Annotated in this window: 25 protein-coding genes and 1 pseudogene; 12 read left to right on the top strand and 14 right to left on the bottom strand. The window is 45.7% G+C overall.

The features are described from left to right. Nucleotides 1–196: 196 nt before the first annotated feature. Together ampD and ICN22_RS02410 are read right to left on the bottom strand one after the other, a co-directional pair. Nucleotides 197–1,012, bottom strand: a complete 816-nt coding sequence (gene ampD, locus ICN22_RS02415; RefSeq protein WP_255533797.1) for a 1,6-anhydro-N-acetylmuramyl-L-alanine amidase AmpD — start codon at nucleotides 1,010–1,012, stop codon at nucleotides 197–199. A 4-nt stretch (nucleotides 1,013–1,016) separates the two neighbouring features. Next, the gene (locus tag ICN22_RS02410) at nucleotides 1,017–1,736 is read right to left on the bottom strand and encodes a cytochrome C assembly family protein (protein ID WP_255533796.1); all 720 of its coding nucleotides are present in this window, start codon (nucleotides 1,734–1,736) and stop codon (nucleotides 1,017–1,019) included. A 149-nt stretch (nucleotides 1,737–1,885) separates the two neighbouring features. Here ICN22_RS02410 and ffh point away from each other — a divergent pair, with 149 nt between their 5' ends. After that, nucleotides 1,886–3,268, top strand: coding sequence for a signal recognition particle protein (gene ffh, locus ICN22_RS02405; protein ID WP_216168671.1), 1,383 nt, complete (start codon nucleotides 1,886–1,888; stop codon nucleotides 3,266–3,268). Nucleotides 3,269–3,287: 19 nt separating this feature from the next. On the opposite strand, the gene ICN22_RS02400 is transcribed toward ffh, so the two are convergent. Then, nucleotides 3,288–5,030: a proline--tRNA ligase gene (locus tag ICN22_RS02400; RefSeq protein WP_216168670.1), complete on the bottom strand. Its 1,743-nt coding sequence runs from the start codon at nucleotides 5,028–5,030 to the stop codon at nucleotides 3,288–3,290. 50 nt (nucleotides 5,031–5,080) lie between these two features. Between ICN22_RS02400 and ICN22_RS02395 the strand changes: the two genes are divergently transcribed. Both ICN22_RS02395 and ICN22_RS02390 read left to right on the top strand, forming a co-directional pair. After that, nucleotides 5,081–5,677 (top strand): RNA pyrophosphohydrolase, encoded by a 597-nt coding sequence (locus ICN22_RS02395; protein ID WP_216168669.1) that lies wholly within the window; start codon nucleotides 5,081–5,083, stop codon nucleotides 5,675–5,677. Next, nucleotides 5,674–6,243 carry a CNP1-like family protein gene (locus ICN22_RS02390; RefSeq protein WP_255533795.1) on the top strand — a complete coding sequence of 190 codons (570 nt, stop codon included), beginning with the start codon at nucleotides 5,674–5,676 and terminating at the stop codon, nucleotides 6,241–6,243. Before ICN22_RS02395 ends, ICN22_RS02390 begins: the two co-directional genes overlap by 4 nt. 1 nt (nucleotide 6,244) lies before the next feature. On the opposite strand, the pseudogene proB reads toward ICN22_RS02390, so the two are convergent. The 4 genes and pseudogenes from proB to rplU all read right to left on the bottom strand — a co-directional run. Then, nucleotides 6,245–7,021: pseudogene (proB, locus tag ICN22_RS02385) on the bottom strand (glutamate 5-kinase); the annotation flags it as partial. A gap of 29 nt (nucleotides 7,022–7,050) precedes the next feature. Next, nucleotides 7,051–8,145: a GTPase ObgE gene (obgE, locus tag ICN22_RS02380; protein ID WP_216168667.1), complete on the bottom strand. Its 1,095-nt coding sequence runs from the start codon at nucleotides 8,143–8,145 to the stop codon at nucleotides 7,051–7,053. An 87-nt stretch (nucleotides 8,146–8,232) separates the two neighbouring features. Beyond that, on the bottom strand, nucleotides 8,233–8,493 hold the full coding sequence (rpmA, locus tag ICN22_RS02375) for a 50S ribosomal protein L27 (RefSeq protein WP_015420374.1): 261 nt from the start codon (nucleotides 8,491–8,493) through the stop codon (nucleotides 8,233–8,235). A gap of 34 nt (nucleotides 8,494–8,527) precedes the next feature. Beyond that, nucleotides 8,528–8,839, bottom strand: coding sequence for a 50S ribosomal protein L21 (gene rplU / locus ICN22_RS02370; protein WP_041484800.1), 312 nt, complete (start codon nucleotides 8,837–8,839; stop codon nucleotides 8,528–8,530). A gap of 75 nt (nucleotides 8,840–8,914) precedes the next feature. Between rplU and ICN22_RS02365 the strand changes: the two genes are divergently transcribed. Next, a complete protein-coding gene (locus ICN22_RS02365; RefSeq protein WP_216168666.1) occupies nucleotides 8,915–9,919 on the top strand; it encodes a polyprenyl synthetase family protein in 1,005 nt (334 codons plus the stop codon). Here ICN22_RS02365 and ICN22_RS02360 read toward each other — a convergent pair. After that, nucleotides 9,916–10,851 (bottom strand): glycine/betaine/sarcosine/D-proline family reductase selenoprotein B, encoded by a 936-nt coding sequence (locus ICN22_RS02360; protein WP_216168665.1) that lies wholly within the window; start codon nucleotides 10,849–10,851, stop codon nucleotides 9,916–9,918. The two genes, ICN22_RS02365 and ICN22_RS02360, sit on opposite strands and share 4 nt — an antisense overlap. 55 nt (nucleotides 10,852–10,906) lie before the next feature. Here ICN22_RS02360 and ICN22_RS02355 point away from each other — a divergent pair, with 55 nt between their 5' ends. Continuing rightward, nucleotides 10,907–11,674, top strand: a complete 768-nt coding sequence (locus ICN22_RS02355) for a fumarylacetoacetate hydrolase family protein (protein ID WP_216168664.1) — start codon at nucleotides 10,907–10,909, stop codon at nucleotides 11,672–11,674. 122 nt (nucleotides 11,675–11,796) lie between these two features. Here ICN22_RS02355 and ICN22_RS02350 read toward each other — a convergent pair whose 3' ends face one another. After that, complete coding sequence (locus ICN22_RS02350) at nucleotides 11,797–12,816, bottom strand: 2-dehydropantoate 2-reductase (RefSeq protein ID WP_216168663.1); 1,020 nt, start codon at nucleotides 12,814–12,816, stop codon at nucleotides 11,797–11,799. Nucleotides 12,817–12,898: 82 nt separating this feature from the next. Next, on the bottom strand, nucleotides 12,899–14,332 hold the full coding sequence (locus ICN22_RS02345; RefSeq protein ID WP_216168662.1) for a high affinity choline transporter 1: 1,434 nt from the start codon (nucleotides 14,330–14,332) through the stop codon (nucleotides 12,899–12,901). A 106-nt stretch (nucleotides 14,333–14,438) separates the two neighbouring features. On the opposite strand from ICN22_RS02345, the gene ICN22_RS02340 reads away from it, so the two are divergent. After that, on the top strand, nucleotides 14,439–15,428 hold the full coding sequence (locus tag ICN22_RS02340) for a squalene/phytoene synthase family protein (protein ID WP_369411556.1): 990 nt from the start codon (nucleotides 14,439–14,441) through the stop codon (nucleotides 15,426–15,428). Here ICN22_RS02340 and ICN22_RS02335 read toward each other — a convergent pair. Continuing rightward, a complete protein-coding gene (locus ICN22_RS02335; RefSeq protein WP_216863450.1) occupies nucleotides 15,425–15,919 on the bottom strand; it encodes a methylated-DNA--[protein]-cysteine S-methyltransferase in 495 nt (164 codons plus the stop codon). The two genes, ICN22_RS02340 and ICN22_RS02335, sit on opposite strands and share 4 nt — an antisense overlap. A 117-nt stretch (nucleotides 15,920–16,036) precedes the next feature. Between ICN22_RS02335 and ICN22_RS02330 the strand changes: the two genes are divergently transcribed. Genes ICN22_RS02330 through zapD form a run of 6 tightly spaced genes read left to right on the top strand, consistent with a single transcriptional unit; the run spans nucleotide 16,037 to nucleotide 21,362 of the window. Then, nucleotides 16,037–17,326, top strand: a complete 1,290-nt coding sequence (locus ICN22_RS02330; RefSeq protein WP_216168661.1) for an HlyC/CorC family transporter — start codon at nucleotides 16,037–16,039, stop codon at nucleotides 17,324–17,326. After that, nucleotides 17,323–18,393 carry a GspE/PulE family protein gene (locus ICN22_RS02325; protein WP_216168660.1) on the top strand — a complete coding sequence of 357 codons (1,071 nt, stop codon included), beginning with the start codon at nucleotides 17,323–17,325 and terminating at the stop codon, nucleotides 18,391–18,393. Before ICN22_RS02330 ends, ICN22_RS02325 begins: the two co-directional genes overlap by 4 nt. Nucleotides 18,394–18,398: 5 nt before the next feature. Continuing rightward, on the top strand, nucleotides 18,399–19,457 hold the full coding sequence (locus tag ICN22_RS02320) for a type II secretion system F family protein (protein ID WP_216168659.1): 1,059 nt from the start codon (nucleotides 18,399–18,401) through the stop codon (nucleotides 19,455–19,457). A gap of 20 nt (nucleotides 19,458–19,477) precedes the next feature. Beyond that, nucleotides 19,478–19,957: a prepilin peptidase gene (locus tag ICN22_RS02315; protein WP_216863449.1), complete on the top strand. Its 480-nt coding sequence runs from the start codon at nucleotides 19,478–19,480 to the stop codon at nucleotides 19,955–19,957. Beyond that, entirely contained in the window at nucleotides 19,912–20,598 is a 687-nt protein-coding gene (gene coaE, locus ICN22_RS02310) for a dephospho-CoA kinase (protein ID WP_216863448.1), read from the top strand. The genes ICN22_RS02315 and coaE overlap by 46 nt, the downstream gene beginning before the upstream one ends. Before the next feature lie 11 nt (nucleotides 20,599–20,609). Continuing rightward, nucleotides 20,610–21,362 (top strand): cell division protein ZapD, encoded by a 753-nt coding sequence (gene zapD, locus ICN22_RS02305; RefSeq protein ID WP_216168657.1) that lies wholly within the window; start codon nucleotides 20,610–20,612, stop codon nucleotides 21,360–21,362. Here the strand turns inward: zapD and ICN22_RS02300 are convergent. The 3 genes from ICN22_RS02300 to argJ are packed head-to-tail and all read right to left on the bottom strand — an operon-like array spanning nucleotide 21,359 to nucleotide 23,891. Next, nucleotides 21,359–21,775, bottom strand: a complete 417-nt coding sequence (locus tag ICN22_RS02300) for an NUDIX domain-containing protein (protein WP_216168656.1) — start codon at nucleotides 21,773–21,775, stop codon at nucleotides 21,359–21,361. The genes zapD and ICN22_RS02300 overlap by 4 nt on opposite strands. An 8-nt stretch (nucleotides 21,776–21,783) precedes the next feature. Continuing rightward, nucleotides 21,784–22,644 carry an ATP-binding protein gene (locus tag ICN22_RS02295; protein ID WP_216168655.1) on the bottom strand — a complete coding sequence of 287 codons (861 nt, stop codon included), beginning with the start codon at nucleotides 22,642–22,644 and terminating at the stop codon, nucleotides 21,784–21,786. 11 nt (nucleotides 22,645–22,655) lie between these two features. Beyond that, on the bottom strand, nucleotides 22,656–23,891 hold the full coding sequence (gene argJ / locus ICN22_RS02290) for a bifunctional glutamate N-acetyltransferase/amino-acid acetyltransferase ArgJ (RefSeq protein WP_216168654.1): 1,236 nt from the start codon (nucleotides 23,889–23,891) through the stop codon (nucleotides 22,656–22,658). Between the last annotated feature and the right edge of the window lie 57 nt (nucleotides 23,892–23,948).

The raw sequence follows: 23,948 nt of genomic DNA, 5'->3' as shown, positions 1-23,948 counted from the left end.
CATCTAGTGTCTCGAAGAGTATTTATCACTAAGTATAGGGAAATTTTTAGAAATTAGTAAGTCATTTCTCACGGATATTTATAAGTATTTTTCCCTATATTCTCTAGAAATAAGGGTTTATTTTGGTGCAGTTTTTGTAGACCTTTTACTCAAAGGGCTAGTAAGTGAGCATGTGCTCACTTACTAGTTTAGAGGCCTAACGCGAATCTAAACCAAAGGGTAATTTTTCGGCAGGAATGTTGTTTTTACCCTGAAACTTTTTCCAATCAAATTGCATGCCTGGATCAGCTTTTCTTCCCGGGGCAATATCGCTGTGCCCAGCAAATTGAAGATTGGGGTAAACGGATTGTATTTGGGAGCTTAATTTAGCCAAAGCCGAGTACTGAATATCCTCAAAGGGATGGTTTCCATCCCCCTCCAACTCAATGCCAATCGAAAAATCATTGCACTTCTCTCGCCCTAAAAAAGATGAGGCGCCAGCATGCCAGGCCTTGTTTTGGGTGGATACGAACTGAAAGACCTCGCCACGACGAGAAATCAAGAAATGGCTGGATACCTTTTGATCAGCAATTTCTTCAAAATAGGGGTGCAGGGAAGAATCCAAATTGTTTTGAAAAAAATCCACGATAAATTGCGTGGAATTGCGATCCACGAATTCTCCAGGCGGAAGGCTGATGTGATGAAGCACCATTAGATCGGGTACGAGGCCCTCCGGTCGCATATCTTGGTTGGGTGAGATTCGCCAAGTAGCAGAACCAAGCCAACCTTGGGCATCCAAGCTATGGAGATGGTCTGGGGAGCAATAGAAGCGCGCCTCTTGCATGACTGCTTCAGATTGTGGAAGGTGTACAGAGCAATGGTGGCACTGGACAATCACCTCCGGCTCAACAACTTTGCTTCGCTCTGCTTTTATCTTGGCAGCCTCATCCGTATTGAGCTTGACTTGTTTTTTGCCTTTTAACCAAAGGTACAAAGCACCTGCGCCAGCAAATAATAGAAGCCACTTAATCAAAACGTCATGCTCTCTGAAGAATCACTTCCAACACAAATCGACTGCCAACATAGGCTAGAAGCAAGGCGGTATAAGCGCTCAAGACCCAACGAACAGCTACGCGCCCACGTAAACCAACACGCCAACGGGCTATTAGAAGGCCAGAAAATAAGAACCAGGAGATCAAAGCAAAGATAGTTTTGTGATCGAAAACAAGCGGCTTACCAAAAAGTGTTTGAGAAAAAAGGAGTCCAGAAAATACAGTCAAACTCAGCAGTGCAACACCTACGTAGAGCAGATTAAAAAGGAGACTTTCCATTGCCATCAATGGTGGCAAATCTTCCAACCAATGGGAAATACGGCTGTTGGGCATGACGGCTAATTGACGGTGTAATGCTCGATCCTGAATACTCATTAACATGGCATGCATCGCTGCCAAACTCAATAATCCAACTGAAATAGTAGCAACAATAAAGTGCCCCTTAAACCAAGGATCAGATACCGCCTTTGGAGAAATCAAGGTGCCGGAAAACATCACTGGCATTACAGAGCAAACCAGAGCAAAACATAAGACAAGCCAGCGCAAACTGGAAATCGGTAGGAACCAAGACTGAAACCAGTAAAACGCGAGGCCCACCCAAGCAATTAGTGAAAGATCCTGGGCAAAACCAAATACAAATCCCTCGGGCGTGAAGACCGAGTTGTGCAGCTCGACTCCATGCACCAGCAAAATCAATAGGATCAATGCCTGAACCTGACCTATAAAAGCCGGAGATTCAATCTTTCCCTTGGGCCTAGAACCCAAAAAGACTAAAAGAAGTAAATAAAGTGCGGAAGGGAGCCAGTTCAAGCTTGAGTAACCTAAAATATCCATCTAGAAAGTCTAATCGATAAATGCTACAGAATCTCACCGATCGCCTATCTCGTGTTGTTAAAACAATGCGGGGCCAAGCTCGCCTGACCGAAGAGAACACCGCAGAAATGCTCCGTGAGATCCGCCTGGCCTTATTGGAGGCCGACGTTGCGCTTCCAGTCGTTAAATCCCTACTTGAGCAAATTAAATTTAAAGCCCTTGGCGAGGAAGTGGTTGGAAGCCTCAGCCCAGGTCAGGCGCTGGTTGGTGTTGTTCAGCGTGAACTGGCCCAAGTCATGCGAGGCGATGCCACTCAAAGCGGTGAACTAAATTTAGCAACCCAACCACCAGCAGTAATCCTCATGGCCGGCTTGCAGGGCGCAGGGAAAACTACCTCAGTTGGTAAGTTAGCCAAGTTTTTACAAGAAAAGAAGAAAAAGAAAGTACTGACCGTCTCTTGCGATATCTATCGTCCTGCAGCCATCGAGCAGCTAGAAACTGTCAGTAAACAAGTTAGCGCTGAATTCTTCCCAAGCAATATCAATCAAAAGCCGGGTGAAATTGCTGCTGCCGCCCTAGATTGGGCGCGCCGCCATTACTTTGATGTGCTGTTAGTAGATACAGCAGGTCGTCTCGGCATTGATGAAGCACTCATGCAAGAAATCAAAGCCTTGCATGCCAACCTCAATCCAATTGAAACACTGTTTGTTGTTGATGCCATGCTGGGTCAAGATGCAGTCAACACAGCCAAAGCTTTCCATGAGGCACTTCCACTTACTGGCGTGATCCTTACCAAATTAGATGGCGATTCACGCGGTGGCGCGGCGCTTTCAGTGCGTCAGGTTACTGGAGTACCACTCAAGTTCATTGGTGTTGCCGAAAAAATGGATGGCCTCGAGGCATTTGATGCCGAGAGAATGGCAAGCCGTATTTTGGGCATGGGGGATATTCTTGCCCTAGTTGAGCAAGCCCAACAAAACGTCGATGTTGCCAAAGCAGAAAAGCTAGCGAGCAAGATTTCTAAAGGCGGATTTGATCTAGGTGACTTCCGAGATCAACTTGCACAAATGCAACAAATGGGCGGGATGGCCAGCTTGATGGATAAGCTGCCAAGTCATATGGCACAAGCAGCCTCCAAAACAAATTTGAGTGCCGCCGACAAACAAACCAAACGCATGCGTGGCATTATCGATAGCATGACACCAAAAGAGCGCGCAAAACCTGAGTTGCTAAAAGCCACTCGCAAACGTCGCATTGCAGCTGGTGCGGGTGTCGAGGTTCAAGAAGTCAATCGCCTGCTGGCACAGTTTGAACAAATGCAAACCATGATGAAGCAGTTCAAGGGCGGCAAGATGGCGCGCACCATGGCATCCATGGCAGCTAAAGGAGCCGCCAAAGGTATTGGCGGACTCTTTAAAAAATAATAGTTAAAAACTGTTTGATTTAAGAAACGAGTTTCTTAGCTGCATCAACTTTAGCAATCACTTTTGCTTTAATTGCTGCCAATGGGATATTTTCTGATTCAGCATCATTGCGACCTTTCAATTCCACTTGAGCATCTGCAAGACCGCGATCACCAATCACGACACGGAACGGAATACCAATAAGCTCCCAATCAGCAAACATCGCGCCCGGTCTCTCGCCGCGATCATCGAGTACTACATCTACTCCGGCAGTAATCAACTCATCATGCAATTGATCGGCAGCAGCTTTCACCGCCTCTGACTTGTCATAACCCATTGGACAGATCACCACTTCAAATGGCGCCATTGAAATCGGCCAAATGATTCCACGCTCATCATTACCCTGCTCAATTGCAGCACCTAATAAGCGAGTTACACCAATTCCATAGCAACCCATCACCATTGGCTGTGATTTGCCTTGCTGATCTAAATAAGTACAGCCCATCGCCTCAGAGTAACGCGTACCCAATTGGAATACATGGCCCACCTCAATACCGCGGCAAATATCGACAACTCCTTTGCCATCAGGCGAAGGATCTCCCGCTACAGCATTACGTAAATCCATCACCGCAGGCTCTGGCAAATCACGGCCCCAGTTCACACCGGTCAAATGATGCCCAGCATCATTAGCACCGCATACAAAGTCAGCCATATTGGCAACGGTACGATCTGCGACTACGGTTACATCAGCAGTAACTCCAACTGGGCCTAAATAGCCAGCTGGTGCGTTACATGCTTGCTTGATTTCAGCCTCACTAGCAAAGCGTGACTCCGTCATGCCGGGAATCTTGCTCGCCTTGATTTCATTAAGCTCATGGTCACCGCGCACTAGCACCATAAATAATTTTGCTGGACCTTTTTCTTGATCAGCAGCAAACAGCAAGGACTTCACCGTTTGCTCAATCGGCAAATTTAAAAACTTTGCTACGTCAGCACAGTTTGTTTGATCTGGTGTCGCGACCTTAGTCATCGTCTGAGTTGCAGCAGCACGTACTTCAATTAATGAGACCGACTCAGCGGCCTCTAGATTGGCTGCGTAGTCCGAATTTGGGCAATACACAATGGCGTCTTCACCGGTATCAGCAATCACATGAAACTCTTGACTGCCAGAACCACCAATAGCACCGTTATCTGCTGTGACTGCACGGAACTTCAAGCCCATGCGTTTAAAAATACGAGTGTAAGCATCAAACATGATTTGATAGGACTTCTTCAGACCCTCAGCATCACGATCAAAAGAATAGGCATCCTTCATGCTGAACTCGCGTCCACGCATAATTCCAAAACGTGGACGTCGCTCATCACGGAACTTCGTCTGAATTTGATAAAAATTTACTGGGAGCTGTTTGTAACTCTTGATTTCGTTACGCGCTAAATCTGTCACCACCTCTTCAGAGGTTGGCTGAATTAAAAAATCACGATCATGACGGTCTTTGATGCGGAGCAATTCTGGTCCCATCTTTTCCCAGCGACCGGTCTCTTGCCATAACTCTGCGGGTTGAATCATTGGCATGAGTAACTCAATGGCACCAGCGCGATTCATTTCTTCGCGAATGATATTTTCAACCTTGCGGATGGACTTCAAACCCAAGGGCAGATAGTTGTAAATACCTGCACTGAGCTTACGAATTAAACCGGCGCGCACCATGAGTTTGTGCGACACCACCTCAGCGTCTGAAGGGGCTTCTTTTAGCGTGGCGAGAAATGATTGTGAAGCTTTCATGTATGGATATAATCAAATTATTGATTTTAAAGGATTTGAGGCGCGATCTCATGCTTGACCGTGAAGGGTATCGACCCAATGTCGGCATAGTCATCCTCAACAGCCATAACGAGGTTTTCTGGGGAAAACGCGTTGGGCAGCATTCGTGGCAGTTCCCACAGGGTGGGATTCAACATGGAGAGAGCCCAGAGCAGGCCATGTACCGCGAATTGCATGAGGAAGTTGGCTTGCTGCCAGAACATGTCCAAATTATTGGACGAACTAGGGACTGGCTTCGTTATGACGTCCCTGAGGAATTCTTACGCCGCCAGCAAACCTCAAAAAATCATCGCGCAAGCTATCGTGGCCAAAAGCAAATCTGGTTTTTACTGCGTTTAGTGGGTCTAGATAGCGATATTCACTTACGCGCTTCGGAGCACCCTGAATTCGATGCTTGGCGCTGGGTGCCCTTTTGGATTCGACTCGATTCCGTCATTGATTTCAAACGCGAAGTCTACCAACTAGCCCTTTTTGAGCTTGCGCGCTATTTATCTCGCGGCATGCGTATGCAGCAACTTGCCTGGGGATCTCCGCTCGATTTACTTCAATCCTGGTACGGAGAAGAGGAAAATGAGTTCAAAGAAGAAAAACCAACCGATAAGCCATGATGAAATTCTCTATTTGCACCTCTCGACTTCCTATCCTCAGTCTAGTTTTGGGTTTGGCCCTCGCTGGATGTGCTGGCGACCCTTTAGAAAGTGGTGTTGATCCATTTGCACCAATGGTCTTTAAAGAGGGTGCAACAGCGATGCCGCTGAATCCTCCCAATAGAGCAACTATCCTGCCTTTTTATGTATCACAACAGACTATTTTTAAGTTTGCAGTTGATACCAACTCAATTTTGATTGGTAACGATGGCATCACCAGATATATCGTGATTCTGACAAGCCCCAATGGCAACAGCCAAGTCCAATACGAAGGTATTCGCTGTGACTCCTTCCAATGGCGCCTTTATGGCACATTTGAAAGTGGAGTTTGGAAAGAAAATCCGCTTTCTAGCTGGCGAGGAATTCAGGATCACACGCCCAATCGCTACCAAGCCGCTTTAGCTCAAGGTGCATTCTGCAACTTTAATTCCCAAGAGAAGAATATTAAAAATATTATTCAGTCACTGAACCCCAATGGATTTACCGGCGGGACAAAGCCCACCAATTCATTTGGTGTGATTAACTAGCAGCAGTCAGGCAGGTGCCAATTTTTTCGCCACGCATCAAGCGAGTGAGAACCTGAGGCTCGTGCCCAGAAGCGATAACGGTATCTGCGCCTGTTAAAGCGGCAACCTTCGCGGCCAATACTTTGGTCAGCATGCCACCCTTACTTAACTCGCTTGCAGCACCACCAGCCATTTTTTCTAAAGAAGGATCGCCAGCAATAGCATCACATAACAGGCTAGCCGAAGCATCTTGACGAGGGTCAGCGGTATATAAGCCACCCTGATCAGTCAGGATTACCAATAAATCTGCATGAATTAAATTCGTAACCAAAGCAGCTAAGCTATCGTTATCGCCAAATTTAATTTCATCAGTAACCACAGTATCGTTTTCATTAATGATGGGGACAACGCCCAACTTCAACAAGGTATCTAAAGTTGCCTTGGCATTAGCATTGCGCTCAACATCTGCCAAATCAGCATTGGTTAATAAGACCTGCGCGCTACGTAAATTAAAACGTGCAAAACAACTTTCGTAAACCTGAACCAAACCCATTTGCCCAACGGCAGCTGCAGCTTGCAGCTGATGAATTTCTGTTGGGCGCTTAGTCCAACCAAGACGTTGCATTCCTTCAGCAATCGCGCCAGAGCTGACCATCAACACCTCATGGCCATCAACTAATAAGGCAGCCATTTGCTCAGCCCACATACCAATTGCAGCATGATCTAAGCCCTCACCATTGTTGGTGACTAGGCTTGAACCTACTTTCACTACGATTCGTTTAGCTTTCTGAGTATTCATAACAAATGCGGATCTCAAAGGACTACTGTTTAATCAGGAGTCTTAGCTTCTGGCTGAGTTTGCTCTTGATATCGTGGATCAGCAGCACGCTCATCTGCATCATCTCGATCCTTGCGAACAGAATCTAAGTAATCTTGTAATGAGTAGCACAGCTTATCGCAACCTAAGCCTGTCAAAGCAGAGATCTCAAATACCGGACCCTTCCACTTAAACCGTTTAATAAAGTCCGTAACCACCTTCTTGCGATCTTCTTCAGGAATCATATCGACTTTATTTAATACTAACCAGCGTGGTTTTTCAACTAAAGCTTCATCGTATTTACGTAATTCATTCACGATAGCAACAGCATCGGCCACTGGATCAATATTGTCATCAAATGGTGCGATGTCAATTAAATGCAAGAGCACGCCAGTACGTTGTAGGTGCCTTAAGAAACGATGACCCAAGCCAGCACCTTCAGCAGCACCCTCAATCAATCCAGGAATGTCAGCAATCACGAAGCTGCGCTCAGCACCTACACGCACTACACCTAAATTCGGGTGCAGCGTAGTAAATGGATAGTCTGCAATCTTTGGACGTGCATTAGATACGGCGGTAATCAAAGTCGATTTACCAGCATTAGGCATACCCAGCAAACCTACGTCAGCCAATACCTTTAATTCTAATTTGAGCTTACGACGCTCGCCCTCTTTACCATTCGTCTTTTGGCGGGGAGCGCGGTTCGTACTACTCTTAAAGTGAATATTTCCCCAGCCACCAACACCGCCCTGCGCCAAGCAAAGACGCTCACCGTGAGTGGTTAAGTCGGCAATCGGCTCACCAGTTTCGTAATCAGAAATGATGGTGCCCACCGGCATACGCAACTCAATATCGTCGCCTGCGCGACCATAGCAATCAGCGCCACGGCCGGGCTCACCATTTTTTGCGGTGTGCGTTTTAGCGTAGCGATAGTCAATCAAGGTGTTGATGTTGCGATCCGCAGTAGCCCAAACGCTTCCGCCTTTGCCACCGTCTCCACCATCAGGGCCACCGAATTCGATAAACTTTTCGCGGCGCATAGAAGCACTCCCGGCGCCACCTTGGCCGGCTATGACTTCAATACGAGCTTCGTCTATAAATTTCATGAATAAAAAAGGCCTCGCTTAGCGAGGCCTGTTCCTAAGAGTTAAATTCGGAATAAATCTGAATCAAACGTGTCTCAGTCAGGCGTCTTATGAACGCGGGAGAACTGAAACCTGGGCCTTCTTCAAAGCACCCTTAACGCCAAATTCCACCTGTCCGTCAACTAAGGCAAACAAAGTGTGATCTTTACCAATACCAACGTTCATACCCGGATGCACTCGAGTACCACGTTGACGAATGATGATGCTGCCAGCATTAATTTGCTCGCCGCCAAAAACTTTAACGCCTAAGCGTTTCGATTCTGAGTCACGGCCGTTTCGTGTCGAGCCGCCGCCTTTTTTCTGTGCCATATCTTTTCTCCTGCTATTGAGCCGTTAGCCTAAATTAGGCTTTAATCGTGTTAATCAGAATTTCTGTGTAATTCTGACGATGGCCTTGGTGCTTTTGATAATGCTTGCGACGGCGCATCTTAAAGATTGTCACTTTATCGTGACGTCCCTGGGAGACGACAGTGGCCATCACAGCTGCACCATTAACCAATGGATCACCCAATTTGAGTGAAGCGCCTTCGCCTACGGCTAAGACTTGGTCAAGAGTGATTTCGCTGCCGATTTCCGCTGGTATCTGTTCTATTTTCAATTTTTCGCCTGCAGCAACTTTATACTGTTTGCCACCGGTTTTTATGACCGCGTACATGGTGTGAAACCTCAATTAATATCTACATTTAAGCTAATCCACCCTGGATGAGCTAAGCCGATTATTATATCTTGCATGACGAGCACTGTCAAAACCAACGACTTAAGCCTGATTTTGGCCCCAATTGCCTTAGATTTCAAGGCCTTAGATGAGCTTATTCGCCTGCGTTTAGCCTCAAAAGTTGCCTTAATTGATCAAATCTCGACTTACATCATTCAGGCGGGCGGAAAACGAGTTAGACCCGCCCTCCTACTCCTAGTCAACAGAGCTTTAGCCAATAATCAAGCAAACCCACATGCACTAGAGCTGTCAGCGGTAGTGGAATTTATCCACACGGCCACTCTATTGCATGATGATGTTGTTGATGAATCCACTCTCAGAAGAGGTCGAGAGACCGCTAATGCTGCTTTTGGCAATGCAGCGAGCGTGCTGGTAGGCGATTTTCTGTATTCAAGAGCGTTTCAGATGATGGTGGGGCCCAACGACCTCCGAGTTATGGAAATCCTGTCCGACGCCACTAATACGATAGCCGAAGGAGAGGTTTTGCAGCTTCTCAATATGAACGACCCCGAGGTCGATGAAGAGAGCTATTTACGGGTGATTCGCTATAAAACTGCTAAATTATTTGAAGCATCTACAGAGCTTGGGGCAATATTGGCCGGCGCTGATGAAAAACAAAGGGAGCGCTCTGCCGCTTTTGGTCGCCATATTGGCACTGCCTTCCAATTAATGGATGACCTACTGGATTACACCGCCGACGCCTCCCAAATGGGGAAAAATGCTGGTGATGACTTAAGAGAAGGTAAGCCTACGCTACCGCTCATTCATCTTCTTGAGAATGGCACTACCGAAGAACGCTTACTCGTTCGTGCAGCAATCGAACAAAATCAAGATTTGCCAGATGATGTCTTCCAACAGATTCTGAGTGCAGTTCAAAATTCTGGCGCACTGGATTACACCCAAGCCACTGCAAAGCGAGAAGTCGATCTCGCACTTGAATGCCTTAAAGAGTTTCCTCAAAATGAGGCAACAAGCGCACTACATGCCTTGTGTAGATACTCGCTGTCTAGGCAGACCTAAGCGCCAACGCTTTTCATTCTGATGTCACGCGCAGTAATACGCGCTTTTTCAGCCTCATCACGTAATCGCGCTATTTCCTCCGCACTCAGACGCTCTAGATTGGAATAGTCTAATTTCCAAGAGGGGTCGGAAGCCCAGATCAAAGGTGACTGCACTGTTGTGCGTGCGCTTGGAGCACTCTCTAGCAAACGCAGAGCCAATTCAAAATTGGAATCTTGTGATTGCTCATCATTAGGGAGGGCTACAGCATTGCCCAGCGGGAAGTCGCTAAAGAGCAAGCGTGGCACACCGCAATACTCCACAATATCTTTCGCCGCGCCCATGATGACTGTGGGGATACCAGCCTCCTCCAAATAACGCGCCAATAAGCTTTGACTTTGGTGACAAATCGGGCAATTTGGAATTAATACAGCAAGGTCAACATGGTCTGCGCGCATTTTGCTCAGAATCAAAGGCGCATCAATTTCCAGAGTATGTCGCTGACTGCGATTGGTTGGCAAACCGTAAAAATGTGGGGATAGGGATTGAATGCGCCCCTTTGCAACAGCCCGCTTTGCGGCACCAATTGGAAACCAACAGTTACTGTCTTGCATATTGGCATTGAGCCTATCAACACCGACATGCGCAATACGCAGGTCTACGTTCTCATCAGTTGCGTAAATATAGGGGTCATAAAACTTAGCCTCAGCGTTATAGGGTGCGTCAGGTCCTTGTGGACCCTTACTGGCATCAAAGGGCACGGCAGTAGTTACCAAACCCAGGGTCGATTGATTCAGAGGCTTTTGCAATGGAGTAAAAGGCACATCCAGGTAGTGCGCCCAAATATACGGCGTCTCATACCCCAAACCAAGATAGTAATTACGGGTACGCTCAATATAGCGAATTGGCTGATCCAATTCAGGTGCAAATAGTAATTCAGATTGCTTGGCCATCAATCCATCCCTGTAAGATATTGCTTATAAATATTAACCATCAGGAGGATTCATTATGGCTCAATGGCTCAGGTTTCAACATCAAGGCAAGACCGGTTTAGGACAAGTACAAGGTGATCAGGTTGCCGTGTACACCGGTGATCTATTTAATCATCCGCAAGCCACTGGCGAGACATTAAAGCTATCCGATGTCACTATCGATATCCCCTGCATACCATCTAAGATGGTTGCTATGGTGGATAACTTTCATGCGCTTGTTACTAAGCTTGAGCATGCTGTGCCAGCAGAGCCTTTATATTTTCTGAAAGGCAATAATTCTTTCTTGGCAGCCAATCAAATCATCCGCACTCCCAAGTCCTACTCTGGAAAAGTGGTTTATGAAGGTGAACTTGGCATCGTCATCGGTAAAGCCTGTCATGAAGCTGATGAGGCTCAAGCAGCCAATGCTATTTTTGGTTACACCTGTATTAATGATGTCACTGCAATCGAGATTTTGAATCGCGATCCTGGCTACGCGCAGTGGACTCGCTCTAAGAGTTTCAATACCTTTGGTGTCTTCGGGCCTTACATCACTACTAATGTAGATCCAAGCAAGTTAACAATCAAAACCATTTTGAATGATCAAGAGCGTCAGAACTACCCCGTCTCTGACATGATTTTTCCAGCAGCAAAACTAGTCAGCCTTATATCTCAAGATGTGCCACTGCAAGCTGGCGACATCATCGCCTGCGGCACTTCTGTTGGTGTTGGCTCAATGAAGCCCGGTAGCAATGTCAGCATCATTATTGATGGTGTTGGCCGCCTAGATAATCGCTTCGAATAAATTATTCAGGCTATTGATCTAAAACCAAAGCCTCAAAACAAAAACCCATCACCATGTTTAGTGGTGAGAGGTTTTTAATATTCAATTACTTAGGTATTGAATCTAACTATTGCGGCAGATTCTTAGTAGCCAGAAACAGATGGCAATGCCAAACTTCCTTTAGAAGCTTGAACATTTTCATCAAGGTACTTTGTTAATGCAAAGACTGTATTGAGGCAAGGTGTTGGTATTTTGGTAATCTGGCCAAGCTCAATGACAGAACCTAATAAGGCATCAATCTCCAAGCTTCGACCTGCTTCCAAATCCTGCAACATAGAGGTCTTGTGTTTGCCCACTTTTTCTGCACCAGCAATACGACGTTCAATGTCCACGCGGAAAGTGACACCCAACTTCTCGGCAATAGTTTGAGCTTCAGCCATCATATTGCGGGCTAACTCTTTAGTCAGTGGATATTGGCAAATGCCTTCCAATGTTCCGTGAGTCAAAGAGCTGATTGGATTGAAGGTCATGTTGCCCCACAATTTCAACCAAATCTCTGAGCGAATATCTTCTAGGATAGGTGACTTAAAGCTAGCAGCTGACATCATTTCAGACACCTTCTGAATACGCTCAGTCTGCTTGCCGTCCAACTCGCCCAATGGGAAGCGATTACCCTCCACGTGACGAATCACACCAGGAGCTTGAGTAAAGGTTGCTGGATACACTACGCAACCAATAATGTTGTTAGGATTGATTGAACTCTTAGCGACACCACCCGCATCGACCGTTTCAACGGAGTGATCCTGATAGTCGCCACCCAAGTTCTGGAAATACCACCAAGGGATTCCATTTTGCATCGGAATTAAAATCGTCTCCGGTCCCATGATTGCAGCAAGATCTTCGATAACCGGCTCAACCTGATGGGCTTTTACTGCCAAAATAACCACGTCTGGCGTTTCTGCATCCCGAATTTTTTCAACCGCTTTTACCTCTGCTACCAAAGGCTCAGGCTGGTCATCCATAATTAATGCAAGGCCACGCTCTTTAATTGCCGCCAAGGTTGCGCCACGGGCGACTACCGTTACGTCATTGCCAGCTCTAGCCAACATGACCGCAAGATAACCGCCAATCGCACCGCCCCCACCGATCACACAGATTTTCATAGGAACTCCATAAAGATAAATAATTTTTAATTAATCTCATATTAGAGGAGAACATTTAGGGGTGCAATAAAATATTGAGGCCCTACTTATCCAATGCGCCCAAGCTTGTTATTGGACTCGGTCTTGCTATCAATCCACCCAATAGCATGCCGACAATACTGACTAAAAGACCAGCCAATTGAGGAGGCAGAATTGCTGTCGGGGCAATGATTTCGCAGCTAATCCAAGTCACCAAACCCCCTAAAACAGCTAACAAACCGCCCAAAGAATTTGCTCTTGACCAATACACGCCGAATGCCAGGGGAACAAAAGCTGCCACTAGGGTGATCTTGTAGGCATTTTCAACCATCTTAAAAATAGATAGTTCTGAATTAATTGCAAAAAAGGTAACCGCTACCGTAAAACAGAGAACGGTGATTCGCATAATCTTCAGTAAGTGCTGATCAGTTAAATGCTTAAAAAACCCTCGCACAATATTTTCAGCGAAAGTGACAGAGGGCGCTAACAAAGTGGCACTGGCACAACTTTTAATTGCTGACAGTAAGGCGCCAAAAAACATGACCTGTGCAATCAGTGGAGCATGATTAAGGATAAGCTTAGGCAAAATCATTTGTGGATCACTGTCTATGTACTGCTTTACCAAATCAGGACTAATGATGGTTGCTGAATAAGCCAGGTATAGCGGCACAAAAGCAAATACGAAATACAAGACTCCACCCAATAAGGCTGCCTGAACAGCAATGTTGACGTTTTTAGAAGAGGTAATCCGCTGAAAGACATCCTGCTGGGGAATGGAGCCTAACATCATGGTGCACAAAGCCGCAGTAAAACCCAGAATGGAGGCTAAGTTCATATCAGGCCAAAAATTAGAAAATTGACCTGCTGCGAGTGCATGATCGAAAACGATACCCACCCCTCCAGCTTGGGTTGTCATTTCTCCACCGATATAGAGCATGCCCACCACAATAATGATCATCTGGATGAAATCGGTTATGGCTACCGACCACATACCGCCAAACAAGGTATAAATCAGCACACTCCCAGCACCAATCAACATACCGGCAGTTTGCGTAATACTGCCATCGGAAACTACATTAAAAACCAAGCCGAGTGCTTTAATTTGAGCTGAAACCCAACCTAAATACGAAATCACAATACAAAGGGTCACCAGCACTTCAACCGTACGACCGTATTTCTCTCTAAAGAAATCACCGATAGTAAGCATTCGACGGTTATAGAGGTGACGAGCAAAAAAAAGGCCCACCAATATGAGGCATAAGGATGAGCCAAAGGGGTCAGATACGATTCCGCCTAAACCCTCTTTTAAGAAGGTTGCAGGAATGCCTAAAACTGCCTCCGAGCCAAACCAAGTGGCAAATACGGTAGCGGTAACAATAGGCAAAGGAAGACTATGACCTGCTGCGGCAAAGTCAGCAGTATTTTTGACTCTAAGCGCAGCCCATAGGCCGATACCTACAGAAACCACCCAATAGATGATGACAAACCAAATCAACATCGCCTAATTTCTCCTTGGAATTTGCACAAATTATATGGCTTTGTTACTTATGTCATTTAAGCAATTAGGGTTAAATTTGGGCATGCTGGTCTGACATAATTCAGGGGTGAATTCCGCCATGCACCCTAAAGAGAACCCCAATAGCGATTTAGCCTATCAAAAAGCGATTTTGGGTTCTGTATCGCGCACTTTTGCGCTCACCATTCCTCTCTTGCCACCAGAGATTGAGGTGGTAGTTGGCAACACCTACTTGCTGTGCCGTATTGTCGATACAATCGAGGATGCGGCTGAGCTCAATCCAGCAGAAAAGCAGAATTTATCTAAGCTATTTTTGGAGGCAACGCTAGGGACTATTCCAGTAGCGTCATTTGTAAGCCCCTGCCTAGATGCCTTAAGAGGCTACTCCAATATTGATGAGCTGGATTTAATTGCGCACACCCCTACTGTTCTGCGGATTCTACATACTTTCCCGGATAGAGATCGGACAGCTATTAGCCGCTGTGTTTCGATTATGTCTGATGGTATGTCCCATTTTCATAGTCGACAAAAGCAAGAGGGTTTAAGAGACCTTGCAGAATTTGAAGAGTATTGCTACGTGGTAGCTGGCGTAGTGGGAGAGTTGCTCACAAACATCTTTAGCCATTACTCGCCAGAGTTTGCAAAACGCATTCAAGGACATGAGCAATTAGCCATCGCTTTTGGTCAAGCCTTGCAAATGACCAATATTTTAAAAGACTCACCAGCAGATCGTGCACGTGGCGTTTCCTGGAAGCCAGCGCAGATGAGCCAAGTAGAGCTTCTGAAGATTGCCTATGAAAAACTTCAAGACTCTATGAGCTACATTATTTTGCTTCCGGAGAATGAAATAGGCATGAGGCGCTTCTGCTTCCTAGCCTTTGGGCTTGCCGTAATGACACTTGAAAAAATTGCCAGTAGAAAAGAATTTAGTAATCAGTCTGAGGTAAAACTTTCTAGAAATTCTGTTTGGATTTTTTATGCCTTCACAAAGATCGCGACTGGGAATGAACTCCTGATGAAATCATTCTTTTATGCGGCATCTAAGCAACTCAGAAAACTCTCAGCAAAAAATACTTAGAGCACACCCTCGTGCTTTAAAAGCCAAATTTTGATCTGGCGATAAAAGCCCGGACTATTCTCTTTCATAAAACCCCCAAGACCTTGAGCGGAAACTACTCTATGGCAAGGGGTCACCAAAGGGTAAGGATTGGCACCGCAAGCGGTCCCAACTGCACGAGGCCCACTTTTAATCTTTTTTGCAATCTCCCCATAGGTCATTACCTTTCCCACCTCAATGCCCAGAGTAGCATTCCAGACTTTTTGCTGGTGGGCTGTTCCGGCAGGCTTGAGCGGGACATCAAATGTTGATGAAGCGTCATTGAAGTATTGAGCACACTGCTTTGAGAAAGCTTTCGCCAAGGCATTTCCCGGGGAAATCAAGGCAGTATCTGGCGGCAGATAATCGATTTTTGAGATCATCAAACTCCCGTCCACTAGCTCTGTTTGCACGCCTAGATGCCCAAAAGGGGCGGATATAACGCAATACTCGATTGATCCAAGGCTAGACATGCAGAAGATTCTGACACAGATTGAGGGATAAATTCTCACAGGATTCCGATATAGCTATAGCGAGCGAAATGGCACTTTGCTATATTGGTTGTTCCTTATTCTTTGCAGGCACAACTGATGGACACTTTTTTTGATGATTGGCCTTTTATTAGCCAAGTCGCATTAGTCCTATTTTTACTCGCACTATCCGGCTTCTTTTCGATGGCCGAAACCAGCATGCTGTCATCCAATCGTCATCGCCTGCGGGCCATGGCTCATGGTGGTAATGCTGGAGCTGCACTTGCCGAACGACTATTAAAGCGAATGGATTCACTGCTTTCAGTATTGCTGATATCTAATAACCTCATCAATACCATCCTACCAATTTTAGTTACTGGTATTGCTTTACATATTTTTGGCGATAGCGGCCTGGTGTTATCCATTGCCACCTTGGTTGTTGCTCTACTCATCATTATTTTTAGTGAGATCACTCCAAAAGTAATCGGCGCAGCCTTTCCAGAAAAAATTGCGAGTAATGTTGGCTGGCTCATTCTTCCTCTCACCTTTGTACTCAAACCACTACTCTGGTTCATTAATAGCTTTGTATCAGGGTTGATGAAGGTCTCAGGATTACAAGCTTCAACTGACAAGGGAGTCATGAGCAAAGAAGAGTTGCGTAGCTTAGTTTTAGAATCTAATCGATTTGTTTCTGCACACCATCGCAATATCTTGCTAAATCTTTTCAATCTTGAAAATATTTTGGTTGATGATGTGATGACACCGCGTTCCAAAATCGAAGTATTAGATCTCTCTCGGCCAATTGACGAGGTGATAGAACAATTAGAAACCTGCTATCACAACAAACTTCCAGTATGTGATGGCGACTCTGAGCGCATTGTCGGCATTCTATCTGTAAAAAAAGCACTCTCATTACTAGGTAATGCAGAGCTTCATCATGAAGACTTCAGATCTCTGCTCAACGTGCCCTATTTTATTCCTAGTGGTACGCCTGTTCTGCAGCAGATGCAATTTTTCCAAGACAACCAACAGCGACTTAGCTTAGTCGTAAATGAATATGGCGAAGTCCTCGGTCTAGTAACTTTTGAAGACATTGTTGAGGAACTTATCGGCGAGTTCACTACCTCGTTCTCTAATCTATCTAATGAACCTCATTGGCTTGCTGATGGAACTTACCTTGCTAGCGGTACCGCCTCATTGCGAGATTTAAATCGCCTTCTGAAGTTGGATCTCCCACTCGATGGGCCGCGCACCTTAAATGGTCTAATTCTAGAAAAGCTCGAAGCTATTCCTGATTACGATGTCAGCATTCGAATTGCTGGCGTGGTGATGGAAATCGTGCAGTTTGATGAGCAGGGCGTAAAAACAGTGAAGCTATACCAGCCCCTCGCTCAAACGAACCAAGATTGAGCGACTTACTGCATGACTCTCACATTATTCGGACTTGGCATGACATCGCTGTTAATGCATTAAATAATCGGGCTACGGATATTCATATTGAGGCGAGATCTCAAGAAACAGTAGTGCGCACGAGGATCGATGGTCGCCTCACTCTACAAAACCAATACCCCATTGATTTTCATGAACGTCTAATCACGCGCATCAAAATATTGGCACGTCTTGATATTGCAGAAAAACGTCTTCCTCAAGATGGTCGCCTTGTGATTGGCTATGACTTTAGCCACCCCAATATCGATTGCCGAGTATCCATTCTTCCCACCTTGCATGGTGAAAAAGCGGTTGTACGTATTTTGCCTAGCCGTTTGGAAGAGTTGGCGCTGGATCAAATTGGCTTACTGCCAGAGCAACTAGGAATAGTTCAAGAGTCCATTAGCCAAACCAATGGATTGATTCTGGTGACGGGGCCTACCGGAAGCGGTAAGACGCGAACCTTGTACAGCTGTTTGAGCTCATTGAATCACGTGCAACGCAATATTTGCTCGGTTGAAGATCCGATTGAAATTCGACTACCTGGAATAAATCAAGTAGCTTATCACCCAAAAGCAGGGTTAGATTTTCTAACTATTATTCGCGCACTCCTGCGCCAAGATCCAGACGTCATCATGATTGGTGAAATACGGGATTCCGCCAGTGCACAGCTTGCTATTCAGGCAGCACAAACCGGGCATTTAGTTTTAAGTACTCTTCATACACGTAATGCCATTGGTGCATTAAGCCGACTTAAAAGCCTCGGGGTAGATCAAGAGTCTATTAAATCTTGTCTTCGCTGCGTCAGTTCTCAAAGATTAATTCGTAAACTCTGCAATCAATGTAATCTCAACCTGAGTAAGGCGCCTTGTAAGCTTTGTAAGGGATCTGGCTATTTTGGACGTATTGGCGTCCATGAGGTGCTGGGAAGCAAACATTTATTTGAATCAGCTCAAGCGCTTGATATCCACTCAGCAGGAATGCAACTACTCAAGTCCGGCTTAGTAGATCAGATATCGCTAGATGCCGAGCTTGGCACTTGGCATTAGTCTGAATGCTTTTCAAAAAAACACTTAGCAAATCTGAGCAACTCCATTTTGCAGAGCAGATGCTCGCCCTGCTTCAGGCTGGACTTCCCTTGCTTAATGCCATCCAGCTACTAATTCAATCTGCACCAAAATCCTGGCAGGCTTGGCTAGAGGATGTTCGTACACAGCTTCAAAAGGGCAATAGCTTTTCTTTTTGCCTAAGCGCACAAGATGGAAAATTCTCCCCAGAATTTTCTAATCTCATCAGGGTTAGCGAGAGAACCGGTGATCTTGGCTTGGCGCTACGCACAATTTCACAACAACTCGAAGCCCAGATTGAGCTACGAAGAAAAATACAGCAGTCCCTAACGTATCCCATCATTACTTTAGGAACATCTTTTCTACTTGTCTTGGTGATGATGATCTGGGTTGTGCCGGTGTTTAAAGAAGTCTTTGGACATTTTCAGGCTGAGCTACCAACCCCAACCAGAGTCCTCATCTCTATCTCAACAGGTGTCCAAAATTACTTTATAGAAATATTGCTGGGCATTCTCTTAATGGCTACAGGCTTTGTGTATACCTGGCTCAAATTAAGCTCACTCCAAAAATACTGTGATGCCCTCTTATTGCGCATGCCATTCTTTGGCAATCTCTTTAGACTGGCAACGCTGAGTCACTGGTGTCGTACCTTGGGCCATTTATTGGAAACGGGTTTACCGCTCCCAGATGCTCTGAGAGTTACCGCACAATCCTCCAATCACTGGGTGAGTCATGACTTTAGTGCCGAGATATTTAAACATCTTACTCGTGGCTGGCCCTTGGGAGAATCACTCAAACGAGCCGATCCTCAGTCAAGAATTCTTGATGTAGAGACATTACTGCTACTTCACATCGGCGCTGAAAGTGGCGCATTGGCTGAGATGCTTAATAAGCGTGCTATCACACTGGGCTCCCAGCTAAGTAGCCGACTCAGTGCACTCAGTCAAAGTTTAGAGCCCGCATTAATTCTATTTGTTGGCGCCATTATTGGCAGCTTAGTCATAATCCTATATCTACCCATTTTTAACTTAGGGCAAATCGTTTAGTGGATCCCACAGTAAGTATCTTGATAATTCAATCTCTGCTGATACTGGCTTTGCTGTACTTAGCTTATATTGATTGGCGCACTTTCCGCCTGCCGAATGTAATCACCCTCCCCTTGATTATTCTAGGGATTGCTTTTAACGCATTCTCAGACTTGCGCTTTACTACCCCAAGCTCAGCATTTATTGGAGCATTTCTAGGGTATGGTTTTTTATGGGCATTAAATACTAGCTATCGCCTCCTGAAAAGCCGGGATGGGATTGGTATGGGTGACGCGAAGCTCTTAGCGGCGCTGGGTGCATGGCTAGGCTGGAGCACCCTACCTAGCATCCTCCTTATGGCTTCTGTTACAGGGGTGCTGGGTGGCATCATTTGGCTCAAATTGCGAAGAGACCATTTACGGGAAGCATTTCCTTTTGGCCCCTTTTTAGTTATTGCTGGCATCATTGAGTTGTTATGGTCTCAACTCATTCAAACTTGGATTCTGCCCAATCTGATCTAAAAGCCTTGAAAGGGGAAATTCCTCTCATTGGCTTAACAGGTGGCATTGGGTCTGGCAAAACGGAAGTGGGTAACCTGCTGGGTGGGCATGGAGCCGGGATCATTGATACAGATAAGATCGCACATCAAATCACTGCTCCTGGTGGAAGAGCCATTCCATTGATTACCAAGGCTTTCGGTGCCGACTTTATTGATCCCCAAGGCGCTCTTGATCGACCCAAAATGCGGTCTGTAGTATTCGAAGATCCTAGCGCACGCCAGGTTTTAGAGCAAATCACCCACCCCTTAATTCAAGAGGAAACTGCCAAGCAAGCTCTTGAACTAGCGAAGTCTGGAGTGCCCTACCTGGTTTTTGTGGTTCCCCTGCTAATTGAATCTGGATTTTGGATCAAGTTCATTGACCATCTTGTGGTGGTGGATTGCCCAGAAGAAACCCAAATTCAACGAGTGATGCACCGCAACAATATGACACGCTCCGATGTGGAAAATATTCTCAAAGCACAAACTACCAGAAATGATCGTCTAACACTGGCCAATACTGTTATTGAAAATCAGGGTGGCTTAGATGAGCTCAAACCAGCAGTTTTAAAACTACACCAACAATTGCTCAAAATTTTAGAAGAACCTTTAAGTTCGTCATAGAATATAGGCTTGTGATTGTTTACGAGTACCCCTTCAATGAATTAGTTCGAAGCATGCTTCGGCTAGAGTATTTGTTCGCCCGCTTTAATCACTTCCTCCGATCCGATGATCCCGAGCTACACCACAATGCTATTGCCATGTTGTTTGACTTAGGTGATATTGGTTCTCGAGGCGATATCAAATCCCTGCTCCTCAAAGAATTTGAACGTCAAAAATACACTTTAAATGGTTTAAAGTCTTCCCAAAAAGTGGACCAAGAAGCGCTTACACAAACTCTTTCTGAAATTGACAAAGCTGCGCAAAATATTAATCAGTCTGTGGGTAAGCCTAACGCTGCAATTACTGAGAGTGAGTGGCTGAATGCTATTCGGACTCGATTAAATATTCCTGGTGGGACAAGTCCAATTGATTTACCTAGCTATCATGCCTGGAAAAATACTTCCTCTACTCAACGTAGGGAGTTATTAGACAAGTATGTTGCGCCACTTTTGCCATGGCATGAAGCTTGCCAAATTTTCTTAAGACTACTGCGCCAGTCTGGCGAGGCTAAAGATGTTGTAGCACATCATGGTGCTTATCAACAGGCTCCATCAGGCAAGGTATATCAATTAATGCGCATTGCTGTTGAAGATGACACCCTCTTCTCAGAAATCAGCGCCAATAAATATCTACTATCGATTCGCTTTCTGAAGATCGATCAAGATAAAAAGTCGCAGACCATTAATGAGGATGTGCCTTTTAGACTCACCCTCTGCCAGCTCTAAATCTTTAGCTGTTTGAGCTTTTCCAGCATGGGCCATGCTGCGGGCAATAAGGGCTCTACAGTCGGAAGTCCATCTCCAAGCAACTGCCAAGAGAGCGCCTGGCCCTCACAACCTGTAGGTACTCCAGACCATTTTCGAATGATGCTGACATGTAACCGTACATAAGCATGTGGATAGTCATGCTCTAAGGTAACTAACTCTTCGCTAGATTCAATGTCTATTCCAAGCTCTTCTTGCAATTCACGTTTTAGTGCTGCGAATACAGATTCACCGGCTTCAATTTTTCCGCCCGGTACTTCCCAGTAGCCAGCATAAGGTTTGCCCTCTGGACGCTGACCCATAAGAAAACGACCTTCCGCATCCAACAGAATTCCGGCAGCAACTTCTGTCACAGGGCGATGAGAGTCACTCATGAAAATAATTAAGCAGTATGCGAGCCGGCCCAGTGCTTAGCAAACTGCCAAGCTACGCGACCAGAACGTGAGCCACGCTCTAAAGCCCAAACCAATGCTTCGGCTCTAGCACCCTCAATCTGCGGATCACTCAAACCAAAATGGCGTAACCAATGGGCCACAATTTCTAGATACTCATCTTGTTTTGGTGGATAGAAAGAGAGCCACAAGCCAAAACGCTCTGATAGCGAAATTTTTTCCTCCACCACTTCGCCTGGATGAATTTCTCCGTCATCGCCATGAACATAACTCTCATTGTCTTTCATATACTCAGGCAAGAGATGGCGTCGGTTAGAAGTGGCATAAATCAAAATATTGTCTACCTGAGCTGACACAGAGCCATCTAAAGCAGACTTCATCGCCTTATAACCAGACTCACCATTTTCAAATGAGAGGTCATCACAAAAAATAATGAATCGCTCTGGTCGATCAGCCAATAAATCGGTGATATCAGCCAAGTCAGCTAGATGCTCTTTTTCAACCTCAACCAAGCGCAAGCCCTGGCTAGCAAACTCATGCAAGCAAGCTTTAATAAGCGATGACTTTCCTGTACCACGTGCGCCCGTTAACAAAATATTATTAGCAGGTTTCTTCTGAATAAAATTTTTCGTATTATCACGAATCGCATCACGTTGACGATCGATATTTTTTAGATCTTCAAAGGAGATATCAGCCACATGCTTCACTGGTTGCAAAAATCCAATGCTTCCAAATATGCTATCGCGACGACGCCATCTAAAAGCAGTCGAAGATTTCCACTGCTCTTCGGTCAATGCTTTAGGCAGAAACGTCTCAAGATGACTTAAGAGTTGCTCTAATTTTTCATTCATTTCACGAATTCCTATGAGCGGTAATCAGCATTAATGGAAACGTAGTCATGAGATAAGTCACAGGTCCACATTATTTCTTGCGCTAATCCACGACCCAAGTCAATCTTGACAGTAATTTCTGGCGCCTGCATCACCCTTTGACCATCAGCCTCTTGGTAATCAGGGTTGCGGCCACCATTCTTGGCAACCCATACATCTCCGAGCCACATTTGTACTTGGTTCACATCAAGATCCGTAATGCCAGCATATCCAATCGCAGCAAGGATACGGCCTAGGTTTGGATCGCTAGCAAAGAAGGCCGTCTTTACTAAAGGGGAGTGGGCAATTGCCTCTGCTACCAAGCGGCACTCTTCTTTAGTCTTGCCACCTCGCACATCAATCGTAATAAATTTTGTTGCGCCCTCACCATCTCTCACTATCATTTGAGCAAGCTTGCGTGCAAGATCAATTAATGCAGTCCGAACTAAGTCATACGTAACATCATCCCTTGATTTAATCTGCACGGCTGATTGACCAGTTGCCATAATGATGAATGAGTCATTGGTCGAGGTATCGCCATCAATCGTAATTGCGTTAAATGACTGATCTGCAATCTCTTGAGTCAAGGCAGTAAGTAGGTTCGGCGCAAAACCAACATCAGTTGCGATAAATCCCAACATGGTCGCCATATTCGGGTGAATCATTCCTGCACCCTTGCAGATACCAGTAATGGTCACGGGGCCAGCTGGAGTCTCTACAGTCATCGACGTCGCTTTAGGCTGCGTATCCGTTGTCATGATGGCTTCTGCCGCATCAAACCAATGGTCTTCGCCTAGATTGGCGACTGCTTTCGGTAAAGCAGAAATCAATTTATCAATTGGCAGTGGTTCTAGAATCACGCCGGTTGAAAACGGCAGAATTTGTTCTGAGTTGAGCTTGAGCTCTTTTGCTAACTCGGCACAAGTTGCTAAGGCATCTTGCATGCCCCGTTCACCGGTACCTGCATTGGCATTACCCGTGTTCACTACCAGCGCCCGAATCTCGCCCTTTGCGCCATCCAAAGCCAAATGCTCTCGGCAAACCTGAACTGGCGCAGCGCAGAAGCGGTTTAAGGTGAAAACACCGGCTACTTGTGAGCCAGGGTCCAAGGTCATTACCAATAAATCCTTGCGATTGGCTTTTTTGATTCCTGCTTCAGCGATACCCATCTGAAAACCTTTAATCGGCTTTAGTTGGTCTTTTTGGGGGAGCGGTAAGTTAACTGTCATGATCTGACAATTGTAGATGAGGCATTGCCGAGCTGCCCGATCTGGCAGCTCTATTTA

The organism is Polynucleobacter bastaniensis (genome assembly GCF_018882205.1).
Classification (GTDB): domain Bacteria; phylum Pseudomonadota; class Gammaproteobacteria; order Burkholderiales; family Burkholderiaceae; genus Polynucleobacter; species Polynucleobacter bastaniensis.
Note: the sequence above shows the minus strand (reverse complement) of the source record. Positions and strands in the feature narration are given on the sequence as shown.

Excerpts from the sequence above, each read along its gene's own strand:
- ffh (WP_216168671.1), top strand. The coding sequence starts at position 1,886 with ATGCTACAGAATCTCACCGATCGCCTATCTCGTGTTGTTAAAACAATG.
- ICN22_RS02400 (WP_216168670.1), bottom strand. The coding sequence starts at position 5,030 with ATGAAAGCTTCACAATCATTTCTCGCCACGCTAAAAGAAGCCCCTTCA.
- ICN22_RS02395 (WP_216168669.1), top strand. The coding sequence starts at position 5,081 with ATGCTTGACCGTGAAGGGTATCGACCCAATGTCGGCATAGTCATCCTC.
- ICN22_RS02390 (WP_255533795.1), top strand. The coding sequence starts at position 5,674 with ATGATGAAATTCTCTATTTGCACCTCTCGACTTCCTATCCTCAGTCTA.
- obgE (WP_216168667.1), bottom strand. The coding sequence starts at position 8,145 with ATGAAATTTATAGACGAAGCTCGTATTGAAGTCATAGCCGGCCAAGGT.
- rpmA (WP_015420374.1), bottom strand. The coding sequence starts at position 8,493 with ATGGCACAGAAAAAAGGCGGCGGCTCGACACGAAACGGCCGTGACTCA.
- rplU (WP_041484800.1), bottom strand. The coding sequence starts at position 8,839 with ATGTACGCGGTCATAAAAACCGGTGGCAAACAGTATAAAGTTGCTGCA.
- ICN22_RS02365 (WP_216168666.1), top strand. The coding sequence starts at position 8,915 with ATGACGAGCACTGTCAAAACCAACGACTTAAGCCTGATTTTGGCCCCA.
- ICN22_RS02360 (WP_216168665.1), bottom strand. The coding sequence starts at position 10,851 with ATGGCCAAGCAATCTGAATTACTATTTGCACCTGAATTGGATCAGCCA.
- ICN22_RS02355 (WP_216168664.1), top strand. The coding sequence starts at position 10,907 with ATGGCTCAATGGCTCAGGTTTCAACATCAAGGCAAGACCGGTTTAGGA.
- ICN22_RS02350 (WP_216168663.1), bottom strand. The coding sequence starts at position 12,816 with ATGAAAATCTGTGTGATCGGTGGGGGCGGTGCGATTGGCGGTTATCTT.
- ICN22_RS02345 (WP_216168662.1), bottom strand. The coding sequence starts at position 14,332 with ATGTTGATTTGGTTTGTCATCATCTATTGGGTGGTTTCTGTAGGTATC.
- ICN22_RS02335 (WP_216863450.1), bottom strand. The coding sequence starts at position 15,919 with ATGTCTAGCCTTGGATCAATCGAGTATTGCGTTATATCCGCCCCTTTT.
- ICN22_RS02330 (WP_216168661.1), top strand. The coding sequence starts at position 16,037 with ATGGACACTTTTTTTGATGATTGGCCTTTTATTAGCCAAGTCGCATTA.
- ICN22_RS02320 (WP_216168659.1), top strand. The coding sequence starts at position 18,399 with ATGCTTTTCAAAAAAACACTTAGCAAATCTGAGCAACTCCATTTTGCA.
- coaE (WP_216863448.1), top strand. The coding sequence starts at position 19,912 with ATGGTCTCAACTCATTCAAACTTGGATTCTGCCCAATCTGATCTAAAA.
- ICN22_RS02300 (WP_216168656.1), bottom strand. The coding sequence starts at position 21,775 with ATGAGTGACTCTCATCGCCCTGTGACAGAAGTTGCTGCCGGAATTCTG.
- ICN22_RS02295 (WP_216168655.1), bottom strand. The coding sequence starts at position 22,644 with ATGAATGAAAAATTAGAGCAACTCTTAAGTCATCTTGAGACGTTTCTG.
- argJ (WP_216168654.1), bottom strand. The coding sequence starts at position 23,891 with ATGACAGTTAACTTACCGCTCCCCCAAAAAGACCAACTAAAGCCGATT.